Consider the following 24,290-nt stretch of genomic DNA (forward strand, 5'->3'; position numbering starts at 1 on the left):
AATGGTTTTATATTTAATCACCAAACCCCAATTTATTCTAAAATTTTAATCAATCAAATTACCATATTTATTCATAAAATCTAAGAGAATTTTTTGATGAAACTCACCAAGCGATCGCTCCATTCCTGCATTTTCAGAATAAGCTTTACCTGCCTTAATTTCTCCGGTTGTTAATAACCCCATATCCCAACCTTCTCCCAAAACTAAATCTTTTAATTCTACAGTTAAAGGAGCATAAAATACATGACGAACAACATGAGTATCATAGTAAACACCAAACTCCCAAACTGTATCAGGAGCATAACTTATTTCTTCAATTAATTCTCGTTTCATAGCCACTTCTGGTGTTTCTCTTGGTTCAATATGACCCCCAAAAAAAGCCCATTTACCAGGATGAGCAATACCAGAAATATCATCTCGTAATTGTAAGAGAAATTTTCCTTGTCGGTAAAGAATAGCGATCGCCACATGAGGTAAATTATTGTTATTCATAATTCTGATTTTTCTATTCTTTCTAATTCTTGTATGTAAAAATCTCCAACATCTTGATTCCCCATTTCGGGAACTACAATACTTTGATAATGTACTTTTCCTTTAACTGTAATTTCTGTTCCTATTTTTGGTAAATTTGTTTTAGTAAGTATCCAAATACTCCCGGTATTATCTTTAAGTTCATAAGCACCTGTTTCTATAAACGGAGCAATACTTTCTACAGTACCTTTTAAATGTACTTGATTATCAATTTTACCTTTGCTTTTAATTTTCTCAATTCGACTGACATTAAGATTCAATTTTATAGCAGTTTGTTCAATTTGACTGCAACTAATTACTCCCATCACCAAAAACATAATCAAAATAGTTCTAAATTTATCAAATGATGAATTTAATAAACTAGAATTAAGCAACGAAAAGCTGAAGGAAAATTTATCTAATATTTTGATATAATTCATCTCAAAAGCTTTTTTCTTGGGCGGTCTAGTCATCATCAAAACTTTTTCCTTATTTACATCATAATTTTCTATTTCTTACTATAGGAATTAGCAATTATTACATCATATCAATATCAAGATTAAATTCCTGCATCTAATTTATTTGTCAAAATACAAAATACTTCTTTTCTCCATACCTATTCCCAGTTAAATCTTCCCTATTTAATATAATTCATCTCGAAAGCTTTTTTCTTGGGCGGTCTAGTCATCATCAAAACTTTTTCCTTATTTACATCATAATTTTCTATTTCTTACTATAGGAATGAGCAATTATTACATCATATCAATATCAAGATTAAACTCCTGCATCTAATTTATTTGTCAAAATACTTTTTTTCTCCATACCTATTCCCAGTTAAATCTTCCCTGTTCCCTAAAAGCGATCAATTTTTGGCTTTCTTCACCCATTGAGAACCACCCGACTAAACTCAACTTAAACCCTAAAAATTAAACATTATTTTTATTTACTTAAAACATCACAAAAACTACTTTTATATCTTGATAATTATAATATTATTATTCTGTTGATAATATACAGCATATTACCAGCTTATAACTTACCAATACTAACATTCAAACCTCTCTAGTCCAGAAATTTTGCTTCCTAGTAATGTACCCGACTAAAAAATCCAATTTTAAAAAATCAAAACCGAAAATAACAATGACAAATAAATTAGATGGTAAAGCACTGGCCAAAAAAATCAAAGCAGAACTCCAACAAAAAATTCAATCTCTACAAAATCGAATAGGTCGCCCTCCTGGTTTAGCAGTATTAATGGTTGGAGATAACCCTGGGAGTGCAGTCTATGTCCGTAACAAAGAAAAAGCTTGCACCAAGGTAGGTATTACCTCCTTCGGAAAACATTTTCCAGAGCAAACATCTCAAGCTGAACTAACCCAAGTCATTCAACAATTAAACCAAAACCGACAAGTAGACGGTATTCTGGTACAACTACCCCTGCCAAAACATTTAGATTCTACCTCATTACTTTACCAAACTGACCCTAGCAAAGATGTAGATGGACTCCATCCCATGAACCTTGGACAACTGATCCGTGGCGAAAAAGGTTTACGCAGTTGTACTCCCGCAGGAGTAATGCGCTTGCTACAAGAATACAACATTGAATTACAAGGAAAACAGGCCGTTGTATTGGGGCGAAGTATTTTAGTAGGCAAACCAATGGCATTAATGTTATTGGAGGCCAATAGTACCGTAACTATCGCTCATTCTCGGTCTCATAATTTGGCAGCCATAACTAAAAATGCAGATATACTCGTAACTGCGGTAGGTAGACCAGAAATGATTAGTGCTGAGATGGTCAAACCAGGAGCAGTAGTAATAGATGTAGGAATTAACCGAGTTACAGATGAAGCGGGTAATAGTCGATTAGTAGGGGATGTTGAATTTGAATCTGTAGCAGAGATAGCAGAATATATCACCCCTGTACCTGGCGGAATAGGTCCGATGACTGTAGCAATGTTATTACAAAATACTGTAGAACGTTGGAGCAGTTTGGTGGAATAATCTGATTTACACTAATTTTGATAAAAACAAAATCAAACCTGGAGTAAAACTTTACTTTCAACGTTATTCTCCAGGCATTATTTTTTACCTTTTCTTTGACTAATATCACCCCCAAAGAAACCGGGTTTCTAACTTTCCCCACTACCTACCCTAATAAAAAGACTACCTCCTACCCCCAAAGAAACTGATTTTCTAGCTTAGTCCCTACTCCCTACTACCTGCCCTAACAAAAAGACTTTTTTCAGCAAATCCTATTTAGGATTGAAACAATAAAGTGTATAATTTATGGTGCTAATGCCAAATAATGGCCACCAACTTAATCCTATGGTCTCTCAATTACAAATAGATACAACTTTTGACCTATCTACCTATTTAAAAGAGCAAAAAGCTCTAGTGGAAAAAGCTCTTGACAATTCTATTACTATAATATATCCAGAAAAAATCTATGAGGCAATGCGCTACTCTCTCCTAGCAGGTGGTAAGCGCTTACGTCCAATTCTCTGTTTAGCTACCTGTGAATTAGTAGGTGGAAATATAGAAATGGCAATGCCTACTGCTTGTGCATTAGAAATGATCCACACCATGTCCTTGATCCATGATGATTTACCCGCAATGGATGATGATGACTATCGCCGAGGCAAATTAACTAATCATAAAGTCTATGGTGAAGATATTGCAATTTTGGCAGGAGATGGTTTACTAGCTTATGCTTTTGAATTTGTGGCTGCTCAAACTAAAAATGTATTACCACAAAAAGTCTTAGAAGTCATTGCTAAGTTAGGAAAAGCTGTTGGAGCAGCAGGTTTAGTGGGAGGCCAAGTAGTGGACTTAGATTCCGAAGGTCTTGCAGAAGTATCTGAAGAAACCCTAAGTTTTATTCATACTCATAAAACAGGGGCTCTTTTAGAAGCTAGTGTGCTTTGCGGAGCTATACTGGCAAGTGCTTCTCAAGATAGTTTAGACAGACTTTCCTGCTATGCTCAAAATATTGGTTTAGCTTTTCAAATAGTAGATGATATTCTAGATATTACTGCTACTACAGAAGAATTAGGGAAAACTGCTGGAAAGGATATCGCAGCTCAAAAAGCTACCTATCCGTCAATTTGGGGATTAGAAAAATCTCGCTCTCAAGCTCAAATATTGGTTCAGAATGCCAAGGCAGAATTAGAAGTTTTTGGAGAAAAGGCAATGCCACTAACATCCTTAGCAGATTATATAGTCAGCCGTACTAACTAGAGGGGGTTAACATGGAGAATATTGGTGAAATTATGAATAACCATGTTCTATGGGTTGCTCTCCTAGCTTGTTTTATAGCTCAATTTTTGAAGATGGTTGTAGAGCTATTTCAATATCGCAAGATTAATCTCAAAGCTTTATTCGCAAGTGGAGGGATGCCTAGTTCCCATTCAGCATTTGTAGTAGCATTGGCAGTAGGTGTAGGTCAAACAGAAGGTTGGGGTAGTCCAGAGTTTGCCCTGGCTTTAGTTTTTGCTATTATCGTGATGTATGATGCGGCCGGAGTCCGTCAAGCTGCAGGTTTACAAGCTAAAATTCTCAATCAAATAACGGATGAATTGTTTCAAGAAGACCATCATCTTAATCAAGAGCGTCTCAAAGAATTGTTGGGTCATACTCCTGTACAGGTTATAGCAGGTTTTTGTTTGGGAGTAATTGTATCTTGGGTAGGGAGTTTTAGCTATTAAATAAAATCTTTTTCTGGTCAAACAACTATAAAGTTAAATTTTTTTTGCGTTACATTACTGCTTATGCAAAATTGATTGTATAAGTCTATTAGTAAGATTAATTACACATTATTAGTATTAGATATATCCAATCTAATCAAGAAATTATCAATTATTTCTCTATCTTTTCTATTCCTTCTCTCCAGTAGAAAATCAATTCTACACAACTACCTATTAATTAGGTAATTGAATTTTAGGACTAATTAATGTTACTTTACTACTATCTACAATAAAAACTAAAAATCCGCGATCGCTTAAATTGAACATACTATTTGTAGCAGTTTTATGTTTCTTGGTATAGGTTACTAATAAGAAAGGTTTTTGCCCATAAGCAACTAAACCAAGATTACGTCCCAAACTTCTTTCTAACTGTAAAGCTATTTCTGGTTGATTATTATAATCCACTAAAACAGCATAGCCACTTCCTAAAGGTTCAGGATTAAAACCTATTTCTGGAGGTGCAGCTAAACGGTTATTAGGAGGTTTAGTCTCCTGACTCGGTTTAACTACATAAGCAGGCAACCCGACAATATCTTGAACATATTTTGCCCAATCACTGGCTACATCTTTGTCATCAAAACCCCGAATACTACTAACAGTCAGACTAATGTAGCGACAGACATTTATTATAATATCTGGTGGTAAGGTGCGACGAACTATATCTTGATTTTCAGGTGTCGTTGTAACTATTACTAATAAGTATTCACCACTACCAGGAGATTGACAATCATCTATAGCAATAGCATATTTTTGCTCAAGTGTCAAGAATAACGAGCATAAAAAAATTGAGACTATTAATTTTTGTAGTCTCCCCAACCAAGGTTTGTTTTGTTGCAGTTGAGTATCAGTCATTTCAGTTTAATTTAGGGAGTGGGGAGTGGGGAATAGTTAGGGTTTGAAAAAAGCAGAGTGTAAGGGGTGAGAAGTGCGAAGTGTGGGAAAGGTGAGGAGAGTGGGAAGAGAGAGAAAGTAGGATGGATAACTTTACCCTGATTTTTCTGTGCTTATCTATCCAAAATCTGTTCCTTTTTGATTTTTCGCCGTGTATGAATAACTAAAAACCGTTTACTTTTTCACAACCTAAAAAGGCACTTACCTTTACCTATAAATGGGAGCGAGATTTAATCAGGAAGCCCTAGTTAGGAGAAATGAATGAATATTAATGATAGAGAAATGCGTTTCTGATCGGGAATTAGACAAAATTATTTATATATTGATATTGATATATATTGAACTAGATTTTGGTTTTTGATTAGCTCTTTGAGTAATCCTTACCAACCGACAATTTATATTGTATATAACTAATTTTATCCAAATACCTTAAGTAAGATCAAAGCTCATAATTTACAAAACCTTTAGCTCTTTAGATTACAGAACTCCTCTAAAAAATCTTAACTGAACTGTCTTGAATTTTAGAACAGGTGTTGGAAAAGTTGGCGTCTTGATTTTTCTCCCATAGTCAAGCTAGAATAAATAATTTTTGTAGCTATTTGAACCTAAAACCAAGTGCTTTTTAGTTACTAAAGCTCATGGATGTTAGTACACATAAATAGACAGATTCAATATTCTCACTTTTCCCTACTCCCTACTCCCTACTCCCTACTCCCTACTCCCTTAATTTGCTAGAGAAGCTAAAGGTTCAGGAATATTATCTGAAGGTGCTTGAAATTCTCCAGTAATTACAAACTCTAACCTTAACTTCAACCAAGTAATAAATTGAGGGTTAGTAGAAATAATCGCTGCTGCTGGTTGAGGAGATTTTTCTTTAATGCTAGCTATTTCGGGAGCTTCTAAAAAAGCAGGTTGAGGAACTAACCAAAAATCAATTTCCTTTTCCTTCTCGTGATAATCTCTTGTCCGTTCCCTCAAAACTTCTTCTAGAGGTTCTTCCTCCAGTAAGAATTTTTGACTAGCTAAAATGTAATAGTAAGTTTGCATTTCCATCAATAAAATTAGACCTTAATAATTATAACTTGCCATGAATAGCAAATTTCATTTCCCGGACAGCTCGTTCCATACCTACGAGTACCGCCCTAGAAATAATTGTATGACCAATGTTAAGTTCTTCCATACCCTCCAGACAAGCAACTGGATAAACATTCCAGTAAGTGAGGCCATGTCCAGCATTAACCCGGAGTCCAGCAGTGATCGCCATTTTACATCCATCTGCCAAAACAGTCAATTCCTGATGGCGTTTGGCCTCATTCTCCGCTTCCGCATAAGTGCCTGTATGGAGTTCAATAAACTTAGCCTTAATTTCGACAGAAGCCTCTATCTGCGCTCTTTCAGCATCAATAAACATACTTACAGGAATATCTGCACCCTGTAACTGGGCTACAACTTCTTTCATTTTCGCCAGATTTCCTGCTACATCCAAACCACCTTCAGTAGTCACTTCTTCCCGACGTTCTGGTACAAGAGTAATGTAGTCCGGTTTAATATCCAGAGCGATCGCCACCATCTCCTCAGTAGGGGCCATTTCTAAATTCAAATGAGTTCTTACTGTTTGTCGGAGAATACGAACATCTCGTTCTTGAATATGACGTCGGTCTTCCCGGAGATGGACAGTAATACCATCAGCACCAGCTAGTTCAGCTAAAACTGCTGCTGCAACTGGGTCAGGTTCTACAGTTTGTCGCGCTTGTCGAATTGTGGCAACGTGGTCGATGTTGACACCAAGAGTGGGCAATTTTTTTTCTCCTGATTAATTATTAAGTAGTCAAAGCTGATATTATATAGCAATCTTATAAATAGGTTGTAAAATTTTATAGTAGGGATTTCGTCTCCAAATCCCTTAGCGTTTGGGTTGGGAAACCAAACCCCTAAAGTTTTTCCTCACAAATCACTTTTTATGGCTGAGGTAATTATTAATTAGGGCTTGCTGAATAAATATCAAAGTTTTGATAGGGAAAGGTTTTAAGCTTTTCAGGTACTAATAAAGTATCAGCTTTTAGGTGATTTGAGTTGAAAAACCTAGGATTTTGGGCAAGATCAGGGCAGAAAATCAGGGTAAGATTCTTATGGCTACCTCTTCTATAATTCTTATTCCTCCTGGATTCTGGATTCTGACTCCTCCTTACTACTAAAAGACTTTTTCAGCAACCCCTAATTATTAATTGTTAATTTTGGTCTCCAAATCCCTTGGCGTTTGGGTTGGGAAACCAAACCCCTACAGTTTTTTCTCACAAATCACTTCTTATGGCTGAGTTAATTATAGCAATTCCCATACTTGTAAGGTACAGTTTTATATCCCCCCTTGCCCCCCTTTGAAAAGGGCGAAGTGAACAAAAAGTCCCCTTTTCAAAGGTGGATTTAGGGGGATTATCAATGTACCTTACAAGAAAAGGCAAATCCTATATTAATTATTAATTATTAATTATTAATTATTAATTATTGAGAAGCTCTTCTAACTTTTGCTTAACTGCCTGAATATCCTGCCACATTAACCATTTTGGTTTGCCTGGTTCCTTAGAAGGGTTGCGTAAAAGATATGCTGGATGAAAAATAGGCATACAAAGTCTTCCTTCCCATTCTATCCATTGACCCCGAATTTTAGTAATACCTCGCTTATCACCAGTTAAAGCTTTAACTGCTGTTGCTCCAGTTAACAGAATAATTTTCGGGTTAACAAGACGTATTTGCTCTAATAAATAAGGTTTACAAGCTTCTATTTCTTTTAGAGTAGGAGTTCGGTTTTCTGGTGGCCGACATCTAATTGCGTTAGAAATATAAATGTGGCGATCGCTACTCAGTTCTACAGACTGTAAAATTTTATCAAGCAGTTGCCCAGACTTACCCACAAAAGGGAGACCTTGTTCATCTTCACTTTGACCAGGTGCTTCCCCAATAATCATAATTTCTGCTTCGGGGTTGCCTCTACCAATAACAGCATTAGTCCGGTTTTTTCCTAGTTCACATCTCTGACATTGGTTACAATGAACTTTTATTTCCTCCATTGTTTGATATGTTCCAGATGGAATAGGAATTTTTGCATCTGTGGGAATGAGACTAAAATCGGAGGTAGAGTCAGGGGTAGATACTGAGGAGTCATTATTATTTGGCAAGTCAAAAAGACTAAGTTGTTTTTCGGTAGACATAATTTCAGTTATTAGTTAAGGGAGTAGGGAGTAGAGAGTAGGGAGTAGGGACGTTTCGCTGCGCGACATGAAACGCATTTTTGCCGGTGCAACGTCCCTACAGAGTCAAGAAGTTTTAGGTAGAAAGTCTTAAGATTCAAGGCCATTAGATATCTCTAAAAAGGGAGTAGGGAGTAGTTAAGAGTATAGAAAATAAAATCAATTCTTATTCATAAATTATGAATGATTTCTTCTTATTGCTCATTGCCCATTCCCTCCATACCTCTTTTCTGGAGAAGTTTATTAATTAGAATATAAATATAAAATAGATTGTAAGTTAGTTTGAGCCGAGCAAGTCTTATTTTTGACTTTTGACTTCCGTAAAACAGTATTAGTCTAGTACAACAGTCGAAGCAAAGGGTAAGGACATTTCTAAATCCTGAAACTCTTTCATATTCTTCTGTTCCCACTTAAGTGTTCCCTATCAGTAGTTCCAGGACAGAATTATGTCATCTATCCATATCTTTAGCGATCGCGCTGATGCGGGGGAAAAATTGGCCGAAGTTGTTTTTACCGAATTTTGCCATCAACAGTTGACCAGAGATTGGCCACTTAAACCTATTGTTTATGCTCTACCAAGAGGGGGGTTGCCAGTAGCAGTACCAGTTGCTCGTCGATTAGGTTGTCCATTGAATGTGGTGGTAGCTAAGAAAATTACTTTACCGTCTAATCCAGAATTAGCTCTTGGTGCTGTGACGGTAGATGGTTGTTTAGTTTGGTCAAAGCAAAAACCACACAGTTTAGGAGTTCAATATTCTCTAATTGAAAAAGCACAGCAAAAAGCGTTCTCTCAGTTAGAAAAACTGAGTTCTGGAAAACCTAGAGTTAGTTGTTTAGATAGGTTAGTAATTTTGGTTGATGATGGTATAGCTACAGGAATGACGATGGTAGCTGCAGCAAAGTCTATTCAGTTACAGAAACCGAATGCTATTTGGATATGTGTACCACTTGCACCACAAGAGTTGCTTGCAGCGTTGAGAGAATGTTGCGATCGCTTAATTGTGTTAGAGAGCCCGCACCCATTTTTGAGTGTAGGTAGATTTTATTATGAGTTTACTCAAGTAGAAACTGAGGTTGCTTTGACTTGTTTGCAGCAGCAAAGGGAATGGTTGTAATCAGTTATCAGTTATAAGTTACGATCAAACTTACCCATGAATGTTATTGATAGTAGACTGACACAGCTAAAACTGTGCATTAGCTTTTTTAATATAGGACTAAGGCGATGAATCCTAGTGTTAGTAGATGTTTCACTTTAAATGGTGCAATAGCTGTAGGTTGGGTTGAGGTACGTAGTGGACCGTTTCACCTAAAATAGTACATGATTGTTTGTGATTGCGAACGAATGTGAAGCAATCTCCAGACACTTTTCTATTGTACAGTTTTAGATGAAGCAATGCAGTAGGGTGTGTTTTTGCGCTTGGCAAAGCTCCGCTTTATATAGCAGTGTATTTTGGCAAAGGAACTTTGTATACACTTTTATAACAAACATTTACCATGCTTAGTATAATAGAAGAAAAATTAACTACAGGACTTACGCAAAGGTACTATCTATAGAGTTCAAAAACTATTGCGCAATAGTTTTAAACGCTATATATGTGGTCTGGTGGGTAAGTCCTCAACTAAAAAAATAGGTAGGTTATGACACAAGTAATCCTTACACAAATTATAAATCAACTTGAGATGCTTGAGCGATAAGAACTGCAAAAACTTAATCAAAAAATTCAACAATACCTAACTAAAAGAAATCGATTAGACCCGGAAGATGCTTTGTCATAAATCTTTAATAAATTCTGGGACTGTAAAGGAAATTAAAACTCCATCTTATCAACCAATAACTGAACGACAACTGGTTCAAATAGAGGAAAAACCTATTTCTGAAACAATTATTGAGGAACGTCGTTAAATGACAATTTATTTTTTAGATAGTAGTACATTAGTCAAGCGTTATATTAGTAAAATTGGTTCTACTTGGGTTTTGGGTTTATTCGATTCTGATTTAGATAATAAAATATTTATTACTGCTATTACCCAGGTAGAGATTATTGCTGCTATTACCAAGATATCGCGTGGTGGAAATATTAGTGCGACAGATGCAGCAAAAATTAATCATCAACTTAGACAAGACACTCTTCAGGAATACCAAATTATTGAAATTACTGAAAGTATAGCGCTGCGCGCAGGGAACAGGGAACACAGAAGGTGGGAACAGGGAGAATAAATGGCCGATAATATAACGCTTTTAGCTATTGGACAGCTCCTGCAATTTGTAAAGATTAAGTGCGCACATTGCTATATTATTAATTTGGGAATGACATTTGCTGAAACTTAAGGTTTAAGGGGTTATGATGCTATTCAGTTAGCAGCAGATTGTACTATTAATTCTCTCTGTTTAGCTTATAATTTACCTATTATTACTTTTGTCTCAGCGAAAAAAGAACTAAATTTAGCTGTTTTGAATGAGGGATTATTGATAGAAAATCCTCAGAATTATTCATATTAATATGTTGAAAACTGAATAAATAATTAATCATTATGCCTACAGAAACCTGAGTTGTTGGAATTAATTTTTATCCTTGTAACCTACCATTTTTAATTAACCGGGTATCATAATCATGGTGCGTTATGCTTTTAGTCCGGAATGCTACGCCAACGCGGTTCACACCCTACTGGACTGAAATATTAAGAGCGATCGCGCCATTCATTATTTCAAAAACAGGATTTACGCAGTGACTCTAGATATAGTGCTAAAAACGACGGCCTCATCGTTTTTCAACTCTATATGTAGTACCTTTCCGTAATGAAAAAGATAGTTCATGTTGGTTATTTACAGAATCTTGAAGATATAAATCAATTAATTGTTGAGCAGTTATGCTTACTTTTTTGTCACTCTCAACAGTTTCCTCCCAACCAAAGATTGAAATTCCCATTGCTTCCCTTTTATTGCTTCCTCCAGTCTTTCAGAGGGTCGAAATACAAAAATTTCCGACTCATCTGCAACCATTTCTAAATTAGGCGACCTACTCAATAATAACAGTCGCACCTGATCATCCAACAAATAACTAAGTGAAATCAAATCTCCCGTATTAGTATAATTATCGCCTATATCACTCAACAATATTGGAGTATCCCTAGCATTAAGTTTTTTTGCAATCTCCGCATTAGAATAACTCAAACCCTTATTCCACCAAGTATCAGAAAAAGCACTGAGGGTACAGGATGCAATACTAGCAGTTAACAATATTGCTAAAACTACTCGCCAGTATTTTTGACTCAAGTATCTCCCCAATAAATAAGCAACTGATAAATATATTGCCGGAAAACAAGAAATTAGATAACGGGTGACAGCAGAGTGTCGTCCACCCGACACTAAATCTGGTATTACTAATATCATAAAAGGTATGAAAATAGAAGTCAGGATAAATAATTTTGTGGAAAGATTACAAGAACGACAAACTTTATAAATTCCACAAGTAATAATAATTAGAAATAACAATCTGAGTAAATATATGCCATTATTATCAAAACTAAAATCTCTAAAATTTACATCAATAAACAAGGATGAAAAACTCAAAACCCAGTTTTCTACTAAAAAATTGAAGCTGACTGATTCTCTTACCCAATTTGTTCTATCATAAACTCTTTGCAGATTATTAATTACTATAATTATCCAAGGAAGATAAAGAATTATTATTACTACTGAAGCTCTGAAAAAATCCAGAGGTAACGTTTTAATTAAAAGCTGAAATTTTGATAAATTAGCTTTATTTTTAGAAGAATTTATTTTTGTATAATTTGATAAAAAACAATTGCTAATCACAAATATCCCATGAGAAATAAGAGTTAAAGAAAAAAACAAATGGGTATATAAACCAAGAGCCGAAACAATACTATATAATCCCCATTTTTTCCAACTCCGAGAATCTAAAGCTTGCCATAATAAAATACTGCTAGCAATAGTTAAAACAGTAACTAAACTATATTGTCTTGCCGTTTGAGCAAATAAAATTTCAACAGGGGATAAAGCTAAAAATATAGTTGCCAGTAAAGCAGTTAAATGGGAATTAAAAAGTTGTCTACCTAGAATATATATTAATGGCAAAGACAATAAACTAATTAATGCTGGTAAACTACGAGATGCAGTGATAGAACTACCAAATTTTTGCATCCATAACCGACCTATTAAATAATATAAAGGTGGATGATGGGGATTTTCAAATGCTAGAGATTTGAGAGTACCTGCAAAAGTGCTTTGCGGTTTAATTTGTTGATATTTTTGTAGTTGTTGAGCTGGAATAATTTGGTTTTGATATAATTCTGGGTCAATATAACCCCGGCTAAAACCTGCAACTCTTAAAGAAGTATGTACTTCGTCATACCAATAGACTTTTTTATCAAGGTGGAAAAAACGGAATCCTATTCCTAAAGTTATGGCAATAATTAACAAGATAATTAGGGGTTGAAAAAATACTTTATGGTTAAATTTAAGAGTCATTCTAGTTATAAATTATTAGTTATCAGTACCTTGATTTAGATTTAAAATCGGAGGCTTCAAATACATATAGCAATCCTAGATAAATAGGTTATAAAGTTTGATTGTAGGTTTGGTCTCCAAATTCCTTAGCACTTGGGTTGGGAAACCAAACCCCTACAGTTTTTTCTCACGAATGATTTCATGTTGCCATAATTTTTTGGTTTTTTCCTAGAAATAAGAGAATTCAAACCTTCTTTATTATGTCAAGTATATAGATACAGCGCTTTCCATTTCAGTAAACCACAGTAGATATCTCCAGAAAAGAGGGAACAGGAAACAGGAAGAAAGAATTGATAATTTATGGATAAGAATTGATTTGATTTTTGATTTTTGGAGATGTCTAGTGGGGATGTTCCATGGAACATCCCTACAAAGTTTTGATTATGACAATATGGTTGATTTTGAATATATTTTTTACTTAACTTTAGGTAATACTAAAAGATCATATAAGTAGGTCAGCGCTATCCAATATATCTGAGTTATACCATTTAATAGAAGTTAAAATTAAAAACTTAAAAGTCAACACTTTCTAATGCCGAGAACAAATTTATCTAAATTTACGTCAACAAGTATAGTCAATAGATATCCAAAATATTTAACTTGTCTAGATTATAGCACTCTAAAACTATGATTTTCTCTCAGTCTAATTCTCTCAATAATTGTTTACTTGGTACTGCAACTGTAGCAGCAATTATTATTACTATCCCGACCATAGCAACTGCCAAAACTGCTCAAGAAGTAGCAGAAATTGCAGCACCAATTACTGTACAAATTAATAGTAATTTAGGTGACGGTTCAGGAATAATTATTGCTAAAAATGATCATATTTACACTGTCCTAACTGTTAATCATGTTGTTCAAGATTCTACTATTAAATATACTGTTAGAACTAATCAAGAAAAAGACTATCCAGTAATTGATATAGTCAATTTACAAACAACTGATGAAGAACCAGATTTAGCAATAGTTAAATTTAAAAGTCCCGATCCTTATCCAGTAGCAACTTTAGGTAATTCTGAACAATCAGTTATTGGTTCCCAAATATATGTTTTTGGTTATCCGGCAACTGGTGGTTTATTTGGTACAGATAGAGCCCCAGAATTATCTCCAGGATTAGTAACCAGTCGCCCAAAAACTCGCCCCGCAGGTTATACTTTACGTTACCAAGCTGTTACTTGGAGTGGCATGAGTGGAGGTCCGGTTTTTGATGCCGATGGTCGTGTTATTGGTATTCATGGACAAGGTGAATTTGGTTTTGCTCAAACTAATTCTGGGGATGTAGCACCAATTAAAACTGGGTTTAATGCAGCAGTTCCTATTAATAGTTTTATTAGAAAATTATCTGCTGCTGGTATTAATCCATTAGACTTAATTTTGGATGATACTCCCACAGATAGTAATCCTATTTCCATCGTTAATCCTCAAAGTTCTGAAGCTCTATATTTTAAGGGTATAACTTATTTGGATCAGGGAGATGCTTGGGAAGCGATCACTAATTTTAATCTTGCTTTACAAAAAGAACCTAACAGTCCAGAAATATATTTTAATTTGGGTATTGCTCGAAGTTCATTATTGAATCATAACGAACTAATAACTAGAGGTCCTAATCCAATTAAAGATTATACTAAAGCTATTGAACTTAATCCTGGTTATGCTGATGCTTATTATAATCGTGCTATTGCTTATTATCATAATAGTGTAACTTATCAAAAAATTGAAGATAAGGAACAAGCAAATAAACAACTTCAGCAAGCAATAAAAGATTTACAAAAAGCAGCAGAACTTTATCAGCAAGGTGGCAGATTTAATGCTTATCAAGACACCATAATTTTAATTCAAAAGTTTAAGGATAGGGAGTAGGGAGTAGGGAGTAGGAAGTAGAGAGTGGGGTAGTAGGGAGCTGGGGAGTAGGGACGTTCTATGGAACATCCCTAAAAAGTTAGGAGCAGCGGGAAGTTATACCAATTCCCATGCATTATTGCTATATTTGAGGAATACTTCAGTTATCAAATAATTACCACAAACCAAATCATTTTTTACCAATTTCAGCTAAGTTAATGTTAATTTTTATGATGTTGACTTCTCCTCCACTCCCTTGCTCCCCTACTCCCCTGCTTAATCAAATGTAGAAAAGTTTTTGAGAAATGGTATTAGTATAGTGGGGTATCTAATAAACCTAGTTTCTCTGCTATAACTCCCCGCTTCTCCTGACTCCTAACTACTCCCTAGTCGATTGTTTCACCTTAAATGGTGCAATAGCTGTAGGTTACAAAAATGTTTCTCCCCTACTCCCCTACTCCCCTACTCCCCTACCTCCCTACTCCCTAATGCACCATTTTAGATGAAACAGTCCATTACTCCCTACCCTAATTATTTTGATTTTGTCAGTACATTAATTTGATGTTGATGCTTAATTTTAAGAGATTTAACAATTCCTTGAAGCTGAATTTCATAGTTTTGTTTTAATTCTTGAATTTTTTGCTGAAGCTGACGATCATGTTCATTAGTTATATATTGTATAGTTTTTAACCTTGATTCTTGATGACTTGCTTCTAATTCCTTGATTTTATTTTGGAAATGATGTTGATGTTTTCCTTCTAAAGATTTAATAGTTTCTGTCAGCCTTTGTTGATGTTTATTCTCTAAAAGAGCAATTTCTTGCCGATATTTTTTGGCCAAAGATTTAGTTAACTGTTTAATTTTTTGCTGATTAATTGCTTCTAATTCTTGAAATTTTTGCTGATATTCCATTTGCCAAAATTGATTATTTTCTTGAAGTTTCTGTTGATAACTTATTTCTAAATCTGTGATTTGATGAGAATATCTATCTGTTAACTCTTCTATTGTTTCTTGGGTTTTAGATTCGGTTAATGCTAATTTTTCTATATGTTTAGTTTCTAATAATTTAATTTTCTCCTTTAGTTGATTTTCAAGTTTAACTGTCTCTATCTTATGTTTCTGATTATCTATTTCTAATTGTTTTATTTTATCTTGATATTCAGTATGTAATAATTTAACTTCCTGTTTTTGTGCGTCCTCGATATCGTAGATTTTATCCTGAGTTTCTCGTAATTTTTTTTCATAATTTTTAGTTTGTTTTTTTAAGCGCTTTTCCAATAACCAATAAGCAAAACCAACACCTGCTAGACAACCAACAATTGTACTGAGTATAAATAATATGGTGGGCATAATTCTGACTATCTCCTTATTGTTCTTCTAAATATCTATAAACTATTTAACCGGAAATGATATAATATCTATACGTAGGGCGTTTAGTTTCCAAATCCCATTTTTGAGCTTGGTTTGGAGACCCAACCACTACAATTTTTTCAGAAATCATTTCTTATGACTATATAAGTAAATTACTTAAAAAAAAATAGTATTGTCAAAAAAATTATGTAAGCATTTCCTGCGAAATACTGTGCAAAAGGCCGTTAATTACAAGCCAGCCTCCAGGGTAGTAACTGCGGAATTAAGCTATTGCTTTTAGTTTTTGATACAGCCGTTTATTATTCAGCAATTTTATCTTACTACAAAAGCCTATTTTCAACTCTATACTCGTTTAAATCTCCTCCTTAAAGCTGATAGCTAATAGCTGAATGCTCTTACAAAATTATAGGGGCAAGTCTACCTAAAAGTATGGAAAATTAGCCATGCCATTTAGTTATCAAAACTTACCCCTATCAAATAGGCTAGATTGTCAAAATTTCTTGCCAAATTTATTGCCAAAATAAAATTACATTTTGCTTCGTGATCGCACAAACCTATCTAACCTTGCCATCCCTTTTTTTATAGTTTCTAAGTCAGTAGCATAAGATATCCGCACATGATCGTCAGCACCAAAAGCAATACCAGGAATAACAGCTACATTTTCCTCTGCTAATAAAGCTTGACAAAAATCCAGAGAACTGTTATAAATCTGACTAATGTTGACAAACATATAAAAAGCTCCCTCCGGTTTAGTGCAGGAAAGACCAGGCATATTATTAATTAACTCATAAATTACCTCTCGCCTTTCTGCAAAAGCTTGACGCATCTGTTCAATAAAATCTTGCGATGATTCCAATGCTGCGATCGCTCCATACTGAGCAAAAGTACAAACATTGGAGGTACTATGACTTTGAATTTTCACTGTAGCGTTAATTAATTCTACAGGTGCTGCCAAATATCCGATCCGCCAACCAGTCATGGAATAAGCTTTAGCAAAACCATTGCTAATAATAGTATTTTTAAATATATTTGAGTTAAGCGCACCAATACTCAGATGTTGAACATCATCATAAATAATCTTTTCATAAATTTCGTCTGATATAACTAAAATATCTTTCTCTACTATTACTTCTGCTAATGCTTTAAGTTCTGCTGGTTGATAAACCATCCCAGTTGGGTTAGATGGTGAGTTAAGCACAAATAATTTTGTTTGATCCGTAATAGCTTGACGCAGTTGTTCCGGTGTAACTTTATAACCAGTTTCTCGATCAGTATTTAAAATTATTGGTTCTCCACCTGCTAGTTTAACCATCTCAGGATAACTCAACCAATAAGGTGCTGGAATAATCACTTCATCTCCTGGTTCGATTAATGCTAACATCAGGTTAAATAAAGAATGTTTTCCTCCATTTGTGACAATAATATTTTCTGCTTTGTAGTTTAGGCCATTTTCCTCAGAGAGCTTATGAGCGATCGCTTCTCTCAATTTAGGTTCTCCTGCTGCTGGGCCATATTTTGTTTTATTTGCCTCTAGCGCCTTTTGAGCTGCTAGTTTAATATGTTCTGGAGTATCAAAGTCAGGTTCTCCAGCACTAAAACTACAAACATCTATTCCCTCAGCTTTCATTGCTTTTGCTTTAGCTGAAATAGCCAAAGTTAGGGAAAGTGGTACTTTGTCAACTCTTGTTGCCAGTTTCATTTTTTATCTATAATTTAGGTAATCAAATCTTTTATTTTAAATTGAATTTAATCATTATTCAACCTACAATGAAGTAAGGCAGAAGGCAGAAGGCAGAAGGCAGAAGGCAGAAGACAGAAGGCAGAAGACAGAAGGCAGAAGGCAGAAGACAGAAGTAAAGAAAAGGTTAGAAGGAAAAAATTTTTTGATTATTGCAGTGGGTTCCACCTTGATGAGGTACAAATATTAATTGTAAAGCTTTGTAGTGTGTGGATATTGCCCGCACAACTGTACCGCACAAAGAGGATAGAAGTCAACCCATCCCTAACTCGTCCTAAGAGACGAAGACAGGAGAAAGAATTATTACTTAATTTTTCTGCCAAAGTCAACCAAAATCCTAACTTTTTTAGCATATTGAAGAGCAAAAACCTTGTGCTTTTTCCAGACCTAGAAAGCCTACAATCTTTATATATCAATGCTTTTATATCATGACTTACATATTGAGAACGAGTTTTGGGCATTTGAGATTGCTATCCTGACGGACTGCGACCCATTCATGTCGCCGAGAGAAACGCTGTCGCTCGCAATGACCTAAATACGTTGCTTTGCGTAAGTCCTGTATATTTAATCAGCAAACCTTAATTACGTCAATCCATCTTCCCCACTCCCCTACTCCCCCACTCCCCTACTCCCCACTCCCTCTTAATAAACATATAGTCCAAAATCTTACGGTAAACTATTTGAAGAAAGGATAATATAGCAACCGCCAAGGCGGTTAGGACATGGACTAATGATGAATCAAAGACCACGGGAACAGTTGAAAAAGTGTTTCCTGTTCCCCGTTCCCTGTTCCCTGTTCTCTGTTCCCTGTTCCCTGTTCTCTGTTCCCTGTTCCCTGTTCTCTGTTCCCTGTTCCCTGTTCTCTGTTCCCTGTTCCCTGTTCCCTGCTATATGTAAGGATAATATAGCAACCGCCAAGGCGGTTAGGACATGGACTAATAATGAATCAAAGACCACGGAAACACTTTTTCAACTGTTCCTTATTCCCTGTTCTCTGTTCTCTGTTCCCTGTTTCCTGTTCCCTGCTATATGTTTTGAAAAATCTATAGGACTCAAACAAATTATGACATCTTATGCTACTACTACAGCTAGAGCCGAAATGACGGAAATTCGGCGTTTGAAAGGCTTACTACCCCCAGAATTACAAAGTTGGGTCATGGTAGAAAAGTCCATTGAAGTTAATCCCACACTAATTCGTAGTGAGGAAATAGGCAAAGACCAAGTAGAAATATCCATTGACCTAGTACGTTGGGAACAACTAGCATTAGACCAACGTAACCTATTATTCTGGCATGAAGTAGCCAGAATTCAAAACGATACAATTCCGAGAGATGGTTGGGAAATGGCTGCCCTCGCCATTGGTTTAGGAGGTGCTGTTGGTGAATTATGGGTTCAAGATGGCCTTCTTTTAGTTTTGGCCTTAGCTTTGTGCGGCATATCTGGGTTTAGACTGTACCAGAGAAATAATGGAGAGCGTAATCTAAAAGAGGCGATAGAAGCGGATGATAAGGCGATCGCCCTAGCTACTCGTTTTGGTTATTCACTGCCTAATGCTTATAAAAGTCTAGGTAGTGCCCTAAAAACTCTTATAGAAGAAACTCCTAAAAAACGGCAAAGGGCAAAATATGAAGCACGACTTCAAGCTCTCAAGCGTGGTGCAGCTAAAGCTAAAGCTAGGGTTAAAGGTAGCCGTGAAACTTCACGTTCTGAAAATATATACAACTAGAAAGGAAATATTGGGTGGGTTAGTTGGAAATTAATCAAAACTAAACTTGATAGGGAGTAATAACCCACTCAAATTTATCCTGGTTATTTTTGATGTTATAATAAAGAGGAAATAACTAAATTAATTGAAATAGTAGTTTGGCTTAGTGGCTATATACATTTTCTTTTTCCAGGTGGTAAGCATAGACTAATCTATGGTATTTCTCAAGCTAATGAGGTATTTATCTTAATTTATTTCTATTCTATTTCTTGTTCCCTCAAACCTAGATTTTTTTTTTACCTCAGCAGCATGAGAATTACTATATTAAAGAGATATTAAATAGAGTATATTAGTATTAAGTCATTAGACTAAAATTTTAAACTAGGGGATGGTCTAACCATTTAAGTGATTATATAAAAATCGCTTAAGCATAATTTGGTAATAATTATGAAGCTGATTATAGTAGGAAATCTCTAGTCAGAGACCTCAAGTTTTCATCTTCTCAGAAATAACCCTCGTAGAAACAATAATACTGTAGAAAAAAGGAACCAAGATTTTATGGTCAGCCAAACCTCAGAAACATCACAAACAGATATAAAAGTAACTTTTAGAGGAAAAACTCCTGTCATTAATTTGCCTGTTCGTTTTACCGTGTCAAAGGCAGAATCATTTCGGTTAACTTGCCAAGAACTTTTCTCTCAAGAAAATACTACAGGCAAGATTATTCTTAATTTTAGCAATACTAATTTCATAGATAGTTGTGGTATTGGTTCCTTGGTTACCAACCTCAAAAAAGCCAAAGAAAAAGATACAGATTTTATTCTTTGTGATGTTAATTCTCAAGTTATGAGTGTATTTACTCTAACTGGATTAGATAAAGTTTTGACTATCGAAAAATCCATACAACCAGAGGTTAAAAATAATCGTAAATCTGATGAAAATCAACTACCTATTACTCATCCTTCGATTAAATCTTGGGTGAAACGACTGATTGATATTGTTGGTGCTTTGGTAGGGTTATTTATTACATTTATTTTGTCTATACCAATAGTTATTGCTATTAAGTTTGATAGTCCTGGTCCGATATTTTTTGCTCAAACACGATGTGGTTGGATGGGAAAGCGCTTCCGAATGTGGAAGTTTCGCTCTATGTGTCAAAATGCAGAAGAATTAAAGAGTAAAATTAAAAATCAAGCTCAAGGTGCTATTTTTAAGAATGAAAATGACCCACGAATTACAAAAGTTGGAAAATTTTTGAGACGTAAAAGTTTAGATGAATTACCTCAGTTTTGGAATGTATTAAAAGGAGATATGAGTTTAGTAGGAACTAGACCGCCAACTCCTGATGAAGTAGAACGTTATGAAGTTCCTCAATGGCAACGTTTAGATGTTAAACCTGGTATGACAGGAGAATGGCAAGTTAATGGTCGTTCTCAAGTGAAAAATTTTGAAGATATTATTAGATTAGATTTAAAATACCAAGAGAATTGGAGTTTAATTTATGACATAAAATTAATTATTAAAACTGTAGTAATTCTCTTCAAAAAAAGTAGTGGAGCCTATTAGAATAATTTGATAGATTTACTGTGGGAGTTTATTTAATAATTTATAGATTTAAGCTTTACTTGTTGATTTTAAACTGAAATTATTTCCGGATATTTTACGCCTGAAAATTGTTTTGGCAAAATCTAATAATTGATAACTTCAGTAGTTCATAAAAACTTAGCTCAAATAGATTATTTAGTATTGAATAATTTTGTGGGATGACAAGAGTTATAGATATTTATTGAGTTGGATGAATTACTGAAGATTAACATCTGACAGTAAGGGATTATTTATCAGCTTTATTGTAAGCATTCAGCTATTAGCACCTCAGCAATCAGCTTTTTAATGAAGCAAACATTCCCTTAATTTCTCCTATATTTATCACTAAAGAATTGAAGCACAATAATAAAGAGTTTTAGAGTAAACTCTCTATTTCAAAGGATTACTCAAAAATTCAGGTTTACCAAAACTTTCTGAAAATGTTATAGGATATTTCAATTTGCTTTTAACCATACTTGAGCATGGAAATTAAACCTGGGAAATACTGCGATTCTACTTCATTTCATCTTAAGTTAATTGCTGATAGCTGACGGCTGAATGCTTACGCTTTATTATATAGCTATAAGAAATCTATTCGTAAGAAAAAAATTGTAGGGGTTTGGTCTCCAAATCCCTGATTAGTATTCCGCAAGAAATGCTGAATGTTAGGCAAAGAGCTTTTGTAAATAATCAAATAATTAAATCATACCTGATTTCTCCTAAAAAAGATTATTACTTTTGCAGAGTAGCAACAATAATTAGTTAAATTATGCGTATTCTTATCTATTCTTACAATTATCACCCAGAACCAATAGGTATTGCTCCTCTAATGACGGAACTTGCAGAAGGTTTTGTGAAACGCGGACATCAAGTTCGTGTGGTGACTGGAATGCCAAATTATCCTGAACGAAAAGTATATGATGGGTATCAAGGGAAGTTTTTTTTAACAGAAGAAAAAAATGGCGTAACAGTTCAACGTAGTTATATTCATGTTAGAGGTTCTAAACCAGGACTTTTAGATAGAATATTGTTAGATGGTAGTTTTATTTTATCTAGTTTATGGCAAGCTTTTAATGGTTGGAAACCTGACATAATTTTTGCTACTACTCCTCCTATATTAATTTCTTTACCAGTTACTTTTTACGGATTATTTTCTAACTCTTTTGTGGTCTTAAATATTCAAGATATTGTTTCTGAAGCGGCTGTCAGAGTTGGTTTGGTGAAAAAGGGTAGTTGGATATTAAGTATAGCTCAAGCAGTTGAAAAATTAGCTTATTTCAAAGCTGCTAAGATTAGTGTTATTGCTGAAGATTTTGTTACGAAATTAGTAGAACAAGGGGTTAAGAAAAATCGAATTGTTTGTATTCCTAATTGGGTAGACTTAAATTTTATTAGACCTTTGGAAAAAAATAATTCTTTCCGAGAAGAACATAATCTAAAAGATAAATTTGTAGTTATTTATTCTGGTAATATTGCTTTAACTCAAGGTTTGGAAACAGTAGTTAAAGCTGCTGCTAGTCTAAAAGAAAAATCTCAAATTGCTTTTGTTATTTTAGGGGAAGAAAAAGCTCGTCAAAAATTACAAGAATGTTGTGATAGTTATGAAGCAGATAATGTAACTTTATTGCCTTTAGTTCCACGAGAAAAACTACCAGAAATGTTAGCTGCTGCTGATGTTGGTTTAGTAATACAAAAAAAGACTGTTACTGCTTTTAATTTACCTTCAAAAATTCCTGTTATTCTTGCTAGTGGTCGTCCTATAATAGCTTCTGTTCCAGATACAGGTACGGCAATGAAAGTTGTTAAAGAAAGTAATGGTGGAATAGTAGTTACTCCAGAAGATTCTCAAGTTTTGGCAGAAGCTATTTTAGAATTATATGAAAATCCAGAAAAACTTGAGCAACTTGGTCAACAAGGAAGAAAATATGCAGAAGAAAATTTTGGATCAAAAAGTGCTTTAGATAGTTATGAAGCTTTATTTTCTGAAATTTTAGAGTCGAGGAAGTAGGGAGTAGGGAGTAGGGAGTAGGGAGTAGGGAGTAGGGAGTAGGGAAAAATAAAAAAGTAAGCATTGAGCAGTCAACTATCAGGTTTTAGTTATTAACTTAATTATCATAAGGAAGGAAAAAGTAGTCTTTCAAGCAGAATTAAAATTGTCCTCCTTCTTAGTTTTTCTTTGCGGCTATACCTTATTTTAATTTTAGACACCAACAATGACTGCCATAAGTTCACGATTTTTAAAAAATTAACTGGTCTTTTTAAAAAATAGGGGTGGATTTTCATTTGAGTAAAATCTCTCGAAAACCCACCCCTAAATTTTTTGTAGTTCTGAAGATAGTATAATTACTACTTACTTGCTGCTTTAACGAATTTTTCTACTAATGGCATTACATGATCAACATCTTTCCAACCAAGTATTTCTGTCACCTTTTTTTGTAAGTTTTTATATGTTCTAAAAAACTCGGCAATTTCTTCTAGTCGATGAGGTGCTACATCTTTGAGAGATTTAACTTCTGTGTAGCGTGGGTCTTTATCTGGAACACAAAGAATTTTTTCATCTCTATCTCCCCCATCAATCATTTCTAACATTCCGATAGGTCTAGCTACTATAACACATCCAGGAAATGTTGGTTCATCCATAATTACCATTCCATCAAGGGGATCGCCATCATCTGCTAGGGTGTTAGGGACAAACCCATAGTCATAAGGATATTGTACAGAAGAATATAGTACACGGTCAAGGGCAAAAGCTTGTAAATCTTTATCAAATTCGTATTTATTTTTGCTTCCGCCAGGAATTTCTATTAGGACGCTTAATAGTCCGGGTTTTGGTTGAGCTGGAATTAGTGATAAATCCACAGAATTTCTCCATATTAACTAAAAATGAGTATATCAAGAGTTGGTTAGAAGTCAGAAATTAAATTTGCAGCATGGGCTAAAGGGGTAGAAAGGAAAGTCTGGGAAAGGAAAAATTGATTTCTGGGCAAACTGCTCGGAACAGATGATTAATATTTAGGCAAACTTTAAATAATTTTATTCACCAGATATTTATCATCAAACTTTCCAGCCCAAGAGAAATTTATCTAATTCTAATTCTGAGACTTTCTACAATCAGAAAATTTCAGTGACT

20 protein-coding genes are annotated in these 24,290 nt (G+C 34.6%); 10 read left to right on the forward strand and 10 right to left on the reverse strand.

Going from position 1 to position 24,290, the window contains the following annotated elements:
• Nucleotides 1-45 precede the first annotated feature (45 nt).
• Together VKJ25_RS02930 and VKJ25_RS02935 are read right to left on the reverse strand one after the other, a co-directional pair.
• Nucleotides 46-492 carry an NUDIX hydrolase gene (locus VKJ25_RS02930; protein WP_324235128.1) on the reverse strand — a complete coding sequence of 149 codons (447 nt, stop codon included), beginning with the start codon at nt 490-492 and terminating at the stop codon, nt 46-48.
• Nucleotides 489-986, reverse strand: a complete 498-nt coding sequence (locus tag VKJ25_RS02935; protein ID WP_324235129.1) for a hypothetical protein — start codon at nt 984-986, stop codon at nt 489-491. Before VKJ25_RS02935 ends, VKJ25_RS02930 begins: the two co-directional genes overlap by 4 nt.
• 664 nt (nt 987-1,650) lie before the next feature.
• Here VKJ25_RS02935 and folD point away from each other — a divergent pair.
• The 3 genes from folD (at nt 1,651) to VKJ25_RS02950 (ending at nt 4,217) form a co-directional block, all read left to right on the forward strand.
• Entirely contained in the window at nt 1,651-2,514 is an 864-nt protein-coding gene (gene folD, locus VKJ25_RS02940) for a bifunctional methylenetetrahydrofolate dehydrogenase/methenyltetrahydrofolate cyclohydrolase FolD (RefSeq protein WP_324235130.1), read from the forward strand.
• A gap of 285 nt (nt 2,515-2,799) precedes the next feature.
• Entirely contained in the window at nt 2,800-3,750 is a 951-nt protein-coding gene (gene crtE / locus VKJ25_RS02945; protein ID WP_483143728.1) for a geranylgeranyl diphosphate synthase CrtE, read from the forward strand.
• A gap of 11 nt (nt 3,751-3,761) precedes the next feature.
• Nucleotides 3,762-4,217 (forward strand): divergent PAP2 family protein, encoded by a 456-nt coding sequence (locus VKJ25_RS02950; RefSeq protein WP_324235131.1) that lies wholly within the window; start codon nt 3,762-3,764, stop codon nt 4,215-4,217.
• Between the two features lie 213 nt (nt 4,218-4,430).
• Here the strand turns inward: VKJ25_RS02950 and VKJ25_RS02955 are convergent, their stop codons facing one another.
• The 4 genes from VKJ25_RS02955 to VKJ25_RS02970 all read right to left on the reverse strand — a co-directional run bounded on the left by VKJ25_RS02955 (nt 4,431) and on the right by VKJ25_RS02970 (nt 8,353).
• Entirely contained in the window at nt 4,431-5,108 is a 678-nt protein-coding gene (locus VKJ25_RS02955) for a hypothetical protein (protein WP_324235132.1), read from the reverse strand.
• A gap of 762 nt (nt 5,109-5,870) precedes the next feature.
• Nucleotides 5,871-6,194 carry an MgPME-cyclase complex family protein gene (locus VKJ25_RS02960; protein ID WP_324235147.1) on the reverse strand — a complete coding sequence of 108 codons (324 nt, stop codon included), beginning with the start codon at nt 6,192-6,194 and terminating at the stop codon, nt 5,871-5,873.
• A gap of 28 nt (nt 6,195-6,222) precedes the next feature.
• Nucleotides 6,223-6,945: a pyridoxine 5'-phosphate synthase gene (locus VKJ25_RS02965; protein ID WP_324235133.1), complete on the reverse strand. Its 723-nt coding sequence runs from the start codon at nt 6,943-6,945 to the stop codon at nt 6,223-6,225.
• A 697-nt stretch (nt 6,946-7,642) separates the two neighbouring features.
• Nucleotides 7,643-8,353 carry a uracil-DNA glycosylase gene (locus tag VKJ25_RS02970; RefSeq protein WP_324235134.1) on the reverse strand — a complete coding sequence of 237 codons (711 nt, stop codon included), beginning with the start codon at nt 8,351-8,353 and terminating at the stop codon, nt 7,643-7,645.
• Between the two features lie 485 nt (nt 8,354-8,838).
• Between VKJ25_RS02970 and VKJ25_RS02975 the strand changes: the two genes are divergently transcribed.
• The 3 genes from VKJ25_RS02975 (at nt 8,839) to VKJ25_RS02985 (ending at nt 10,610) form a co-directional block, all read left to right on the forward strand.
• Nucleotides 8,839-9,507 (forward strand): phosphoribosyltransferase, encoded by a 669-nt coding sequence (locus tag VKJ25_RS02975; RefSeq protein WP_324235135.1) that lies wholly within the window; start codon nt 8,839-8,841, stop codon nt 9,505-9,507.
• Between the two features lie 647 nt (nt 9,508-10,154).
• Entirely contained in the window at nt 10,155-10,295 is a 141-nt protein-coding gene (locus VKJ25_RS02980; protein ID WP_324235136.1) for a hypothetical protein, read from the forward strand.
• Nucleotides 10,296-10,610: a type II toxin-antitoxin system VapC family toxin gene (locus VKJ25_RS02985; RefSeq protein ID WP_324235137.1), complete on the forward strand. Its 315-nt coding sequence runs from the start codon at nt 10,296-10,298 to the stop codon at nt 10,608-10,610. It begins immediately after the preceding gene.
• A 654-nt stretch (nt 10,611-11,264) separates the two neighbouring features.
• On the opposite strand, the gene VKJ25_RS02990 is transcribed toward VKJ25_RS02985, so the two are convergent.
• Complete coding sequence (locus VKJ25_RS02990; protein ID WP_324235138.1) at nt 11,265-12,884, reverse strand: glycosyltransferase family 39 protein; 1,620 nt, start codon at nt 12,882-12,884, stop codon at nt 11,265-11,267.
• Between the two features lie 666 nt (nt 12,885-13,550).
• Between VKJ25_RS02990 and VKJ25_RS02995 the strand changes: the two genes are divergently transcribed.
• Nucleotides 13,551-14,783 (forward strand): tetratricopeptide repeat-containing serine protease family protein, encoded by a 1,233-nt coding sequence (locus VKJ25_RS02995; protein ID WP_324235139.1) that lies wholly within the window; start codon nt 13,551-13,553, stop codon nt 14,781-14,783.
• A gap of 510 nt (nt 14,784-15,293) precedes the next feature.
• On the opposite strand, the gene VKJ25_RS03000 is transcribed toward VKJ25_RS02995, so the two are convergent.
• Entirely contained in the window at nt 15,294-16,112 is an 819-nt protein-coding gene (locus VKJ25_RS03000) for a hypothetical protein (RefSeq protein ID WP_324235140.1), read from the reverse strand.
• 547 nt (nt 16,113-16,659) lie between these two features.
• Nucleotides 16,660-17,832 carry a pyridoxal phosphate-dependent aminotransferase gene (locus tag VKJ25_RS03005; protein WP_324235141.1) on the reverse strand — a complete coding sequence of 391 codons (1,173 nt, stop codon included), beginning with the start codon at nt 17,830-17,832 and terminating at the stop codon, nt 16,660-16,662.
• Nucleotides 17,833-18,934: 1,102 nt separating this feature from the next.
• Here VKJ25_RS03005 and VKJ25_RS03010 point away from each other — a divergent pair.
• The 3 genes from VKJ25_RS03010 to VKJ25_RS03020 all read left to right on the forward strand — a co-directional run bounded on the left by VKJ25_RS03010 (nt 18,935) and on the right by VKJ25_RS03020 (nt 23,168).
• Nucleotides 18,935-19,597, forward strand: a complete 663-nt coding sequence (locus tag VKJ25_RS03010; protein WP_324235142.1) for a DUF3318 domain-containing protein — start codon at nt 18,935-18,937, stop codon at nt 19,595-19,597.
• 537 nt (nt 19,598-20,134) lie between these two features.
• Nucleotides 20,135-21,142: an exopolysaccharide biosynthesis polyprenyl glycosylphosphotransferase gene (locus VKJ25_RS03015; RefSeq protein ID WP_324235143.1), complete on the forward strand. Its 1,008-nt coding sequence runs from the start codon at nt 20,135-20,137 to the stop codon at nt 21,140-21,142.
• A 787-nt stretch (nt 21,143-21,929) separates the two neighbouring features.
• Complete coding sequence (locus VKJ25_RS03020; protein ID WP_324235144.1) at nt 21,930-23,168, forward strand: glycosyltransferase family 4 protein; 1,239 nt, start codon at nt 21,930-21,932, stop codon at nt 23,166-23,168.
• 338 nt (nt 23,169-23,506) lie between these two features.
• On the opposite strand, the gene VKJ25_RS03025 is transcribed toward VKJ25_RS03020, so the two are convergent.
• Nucleotides 23,507-24,019, reverse strand: a complete 513-nt coding sequence (locus tag VKJ25_RS03025; protein ID WP_324235145.1) for an inorganic diphosphatase — start codon at nt 24,017-24,019, stop codon at nt 23,507-23,509.
• Nucleotides 24,020-24,290 lie beyond the last annotated feature (271 nt).

The sequence above is a fragment of the Okeania sp. genome (genome assembly GCF_035285525.1).
Classification (GTDB): Bacteria; Cyanobacteriota; Cyanobacteriia; order Cyanobacteriales; family Microcoleaceae; genus Trichodesmium.

Excerpts from the sequence above, each read along its gene's own strand:
- VKJ25_RS02990 (WP_324235138.1), bottom strand. The coding sequence starts at position 12,884 with ATGACTCTTAAATTTAACCATAAAGTATTTTTTCAACCCCTAATTATC.
- VKJ25_RS02930 (WP_324235128.1), bottom strand. The coding sequence starts at position 492 with ATGAATAACAATAATTTACCTCATGTGGCGATCGCTATTCTTTACCGA.
- VKJ25_RS03005 (WP_324235141.1), bottom strand. The coding sequence starts at position 17,832 with ATGAAACTGGCAACAAGAGTTGACAAAGTACCACTTTCCCTAACTTTG.
- VKJ25_RS02950 (WP_324235131.1), top strand. The coding sequence starts at position 3,762 with ATGGAGAATATTGGTGAAATTATGAATAACCATGTTCTATGGGTTGCT.
- VKJ25_RS02935 (WP_324235129.1), bottom strand. The coding sequence starts at position 986 with ATGATGACTAGACCGCCCAAGAAAAAAGCTTTTGAGATGAATTATATC.
- VKJ25_RS02970 (WP_324235134.1), bottom strand. The coding sequence starts at position 8,353 with ATGTCTACCGAAAAACAACTTAGTCTTTTTGACTTGCCAAATAATAAT.
- VKJ25_RS03020 (WP_324235144.1), top strand. The coding sequence starts at position 21,930 with ATGCGTATTCTTATCTATTCTTACAATTATCACCCAGAACCAATAGGT.
- VKJ25_RS02980 (WP_324235136.1), top strand. The coding sequence starts at position 10,155 with ATGCTTTGTCATAAATCTTTAATAAATTCTGGGACTGTAAAGGAAATT.
- VKJ25_RS02995 (WP_324235139.1), top strand. The coding sequence starts at position 13,551 with ATGATTTTCTCTCAGTCTAATTCTCTCAATAATTGTTTACTTGGTACT.
- VKJ25_RS02960 (WP_324235147.1), bottom strand. The coding sequence starts at position 6,194 with ATGCAAACTTACTATTACATTTTAGCTAGTCAAAAATTCTTACTGGAG.
- VKJ25_RS03015 (WP_324235143.1), top strand. The coding sequence starts at position 20,135 with ATGGTCAGCCAAACCTCAGAAACATCACAAACAGATATAAAAGTAACT.
- VKJ25_RS03010 (WP_324235142.1), top strand. The coding sequence starts at position 18,935 with ATGACATCTTATGCTACTACTACAGCTAGAGCCGAAATGACGGAAATT.
- crtE (WP_483143728.1), top strand. The coding sequence starts at position 2,800 with ATGGTGCTAATGCCAAATAATGGCCACCAACTTAATCCTATGGTCTCT.
- folD (WP_324235130.1), top strand. The coding sequence starts at position 1,651 with ATGACAAATAAATTAGATGGTAAAGCACTGGCCAAAAAAATCAAAGCA.
- VKJ25_RS02985 (WP_324235137.1), top strand. The coding sequence starts at position 10,296 with ATGACAATTTATTTTTTAGATAGTAGTACATTAGTCAAGCGTTATATT.
- VKJ25_RS02955 (WP_324235132.1), bottom strand. The coding sequence starts at position 5,108 with ATGACTGATACTCAACTGCAACAAAACAAACCTTGGTTGGGGAGACTA.
- VKJ25_RS03000 (WP_324235140.1), bottom strand. The coding sequence starts at position 16,112 with ATGCCCACCATATTATTTATACTCAGTACAATTGTTGGTTGTCTAGCA.
- VKJ25_RS02975 (WP_324235135.1), top strand. The coding sequence starts at position 8,839 with ATGTCATCTATCCATATCTTTAGCGATCGCGCTGATGCGGGGGAAAAA.